General features: G+C 36.3%; 4 protein-coding genes. All 4 read left to right on the plus strand.

Translation table 11 applies throughout. The features are described 5' to 3' along the window. Window positions 1–251: 251 nt before the first annotated feature. On the plus strand, window positions 252–845 hold the full coding sequence (locus PHQ99_08155; GenBank protein ID MDD4289542.1) for a rhodanese-like domain-containing protein: 594 nt from the start codon (window positions 252–254) through the stop codon (window positions 843–845). 398 nt (window positions 846–1,243) lie between these two features. Further along, the gene (locus PHQ99_08160; protein MDD4289543.1) at window positions 1,244–2,161 is read left to right on the plus strand and encodes a PIG-L family deacetylase; all 918 of its coding nucleotides are present in this window, start codon (window positions 1,244–1,246) and stop codon (window positions 2,159–2,161) included. A gap of 12 nt (window positions 2,162–2,173) precedes the next feature. After that, window positions 2,174–2,824 (plus strand): GNAT family N-acetyltransferase, encoded by a 651-nt coding sequence (locus PHQ99_08165; protein MDD4289544.1) that lies wholly within the window; start codon window positions 2,174–2,176, stop codon window positions 2,822–2,824. A gap of 107 nt (window positions 2,825–2,931) precedes the next feature. Beyond that, window positions 2,932–3,644 (plus strand): PAS domain-containing protein (locus PHQ99_08170; GenBank protein MDD4289545.1); only part of this gene is annotated, 713 nt, incomplete at its 3' end.

Genomic DNA, 3,644 nt, shown 5'->3' on the forward strand with positions numbered 1-3,644 from the left:
CACTGGGTGACCATGTGCTTGTGTGTCCTGCCCATGGTGCAGGATCCGCCTGCGGTGAATCCATGGATGAAAGACCTTATTCATCCATTGGATATGAAAAGCTGACAAATAAGCTGCTTCAGTTTAGTACCAAGGAAGCGTTCATCAAGAGCTTTGCAAGAATGAGAATCAAACCAAGGTATTTTGAACGTATGGAGGTTCTCAACGTAACAGGCGGGGATTTTGTTGGAAATGATGTTGTGCTCAATACAATGACTGTGGATGAGGTGGCGGAAATGAAAGATGATATTCTTTTGATTGATGCCAGAACAAAAGAAGGGTTTATTGGAGGACATATCCCCGGATCAATTTTTTTGCACAAAGAAAACTTGACTGCTTTTCTGGGATCCATCTACTCACCGGATGACAAGATAGCTTTTGTGATAGACGGACAAGTAGGAGAGATGGAAGAGATCTACTGGTATTGCAGAAGAATAGGATTTGACAATATTGTTGGATACTTGCCTGAGGGCATTGAAATGTGGCAGGAAAAAGGCAACGAGGTAGGCCAACTGGAGACGATCTCTGCAAAAGAATACAAGGACATGCCAAAGCGCGATGGCTTTATCCTCCTGGACATAAGAGATGATAATGAAGTGAAGCCAGAAGATCCGGATGAGAATCAAATTCATATCCCACTGAAAATTCTCTATAAGAGTCTGGACAAGCTGGACAAGAAGAAGACCATTTACGTTCTTTGCAGTTCAGGTAATCGGGCGACAACCGCATCATCATATCTGAAAGGGAAAGGATATCATACAATTGTTATAACCGGTGGTGCCAGGATGTTCAGAAATCTTGTATAGAAAATAAAAAGGGAATGGTTGTACTAGCTCAATAAACAGAAATTGGGGTCTATAATTGAAAAATAACATCCCGGCTAACTTGATAATAGAATAATCAGATCAACCAGGATAGTCAAAGAATTTTCTTTATGCCAGAATAATAACATATGGCGGAAGGGGCATTTATGGCTTTAGAGGTTTGTCCAGGACAATAACTATATCCAGGTGACTCAACTTTAACTACCCGATGTTCCTGGGTTTTTTGTCATAATACCAGGGACAGTTCTCTGTATCATAAGGCCATTTTTTTTGCTTGTTAATATTTCCTACTTATATTATGATATTACCTAAAGTGTGACTTACAGTAAGAATAATTATTTAGTTAAAATTTAATTTTACCAGGAATATTTAGAGGAATAATGGGTAAAATATTACATAAAATAAGAACCAATCGTAAATTCCAGTTATTAATTCTGTTAGTTATAATTGCAATAGGGTTACTGGCATACTCATATTTTAAAGCAAATCCGGTCATGCCTCAGATGGCAATCTATTTTTTAGATGATGTCCGCCTTCCGGAAGAAGGGCAAACTGTATTGATATTTTCACCTCATCAGGATGATGAAACCATTGCCTGTGGGGGGTATATTATTGAGTCGATAAAAAAGGGGGCTGAGGTCATTATTGTACTGGTTACTGACGGTAACCGCCGCAATTTGGGAGACTTGAGATATCTTGAATTTGAGACGGCCACTGGTATCTTAGGTGTTGCTCGGGAGAATCTGGTATACCTGAATTATCCGGATAACCGGCTTACTCAGCAGAATCAGCAGGAACTTCAAGAGCTACTATCGGAACAAATAAAGAGATATAAACCTGATATACTTTTCTATCCACATCCAGAGGATAACCATAAAGATCATTCTACGACTGGCATAGTTGTGGAAAAAATTCTGCATGAAATGACGGAAATGATTGAGGATATGGAACAACTGGAGGGTTTGGAAGAGTTAATTAAGGAAGAGGTATTAAAAGAGATAGAAGAAGCAACGGAAATAGCTGAAAAAATAACTATTTATAAGTATCTTGTTCATCATGTTAATTATCCTCATCCCAAGAAATATGCACCGGACCTATTTATATTGCCACCATTGGATCTTATTACCTTAGATGGTGGCTGGGAACGGTTAATGCTGGAGGAGAAGACCAGGAGATTAAAAGAAGAAGCGCTACGATCATATAAAAGTCAGTTAAGAAATCCTTTGCTCAAAAACCTGTTGGAGTCTTCCATTAGGGAAAATGAGATATTTGCCGTTGAAGTCATAATTGAAAGTTAGCAGGCTTTAGAGATGATAGATGTCACAGAAGTAAAAATTCGGGGTTATCAAAAAGAAGACCGGAATGCCATCCGTGAGATTAGCATTGAGAGCAGCATTTTTGGTGAATATCGGAATGCCGTTTTTGATGATGAGGTTCTGGCAGATTTACTCACTGCTTATTTTACTGATTATGAACCAGTTTCCTGTTTTGTAGCAGAGAAAAAAGAATATGTTATGGGTTATATATTGGGAACTAAAGATGTCAGAAAAATGCGTAATGTTCTTAAACGGAAGGTTATACCAGGTGTAGTAAAAGATTTATCTGGTAAAGGCCAGCTTTTTCGTAAGGGTAACCTGATTTTTATCAAAAATATAGTTTTTAGTTATTTTAAAGGAGAATTTGTGGCACCTGATTTTTCTCCTGAATATCCTGCAACATTACATATTAATATTGCTCCTCAATTCCGCGGACAAAATGTAGGTTCATTGCTGATAAATCATTATTTGGATTTTTTAAAAAAGGAAAGCATTTCAGGAATTCATTTTGGTGTCCTTTCTGAAAGAGCCAAAATGTTCTTTCTAAAATTGGATTTTAAAGTATTGTTTACTGGAAAATACACTTTCTTAAATTATCTAACCGGCGAAACTTTACCGCATTATATAATAGGGAAAAAATTATAAAGGAATGATATAGTAAACAGTTCTCTGTATTATGTTGAGTTTTTAAAAAATCAAGAACAACCTTGACTGCCATTCAAATGACAGCCAGGGTTGGGGATGGTATAGTTATGAAAAAAAAATTTAATTGGATCGATAAATACCTAACCAACAATGGCAGATTTGATAAGTCTGATACTCTCTACAGAAAAGTATACCTTTTAAATGCAATACTTACTATTATGCTAATAACTTGCCTTTTTTTTGTTTTTATTGATATTATTCTTTTCAAAATGTACAATGCTGCAATAGTTAATATAGCCGCCGTATTTTTAGCCTTTTTCACTTTAATATACTTTAAAAAGACCGATAAATATAAACCTGCAGCCTACATCTCGGTTGCGATTTTGATTATATGCCTGGTTTCCTTTTTTGGTATTACACAGAACAAGCATTATGCATTTTACTGGTTATCAATTTTGCCTCCTATTACATATTTTTTATTGGATCTGAATTCGGCGAGGATTGTTTTAGGATTATTTGGCAGTTACATGTTGTACTTTATCCTTTCCAATAGTAGGAATTGGGGACCAGCAGAATTTGATGCTCAGTCCATTTTTAATATTTTAGGAGCAACATTAAGCCTGGTTTTTATGATAGCCTATTATGAAAAAAGTAGAAAAGAAGCCCGGGCTGAACTTAGTAAAACAAATTTGCAATTGGCAGAAAGCAGGGAGAATCTTAATTTAATTTTAGATTCAGCGGCTGAAGCTATTTATGGTATTGATTTGAAAGGCAACTGCATCTTCTGCAATAGAAGCTGTATTCAAATGCTGGGATATAG

Source organism: Atribacterota bacterium, assembly GCA_028703475.1.
Lineage (GTDB): Bacteria > Atribacterota > Phoenicimicrobiia > Phoenicimicrobiales > Stramentimicrobiaceae > JAQVMU01.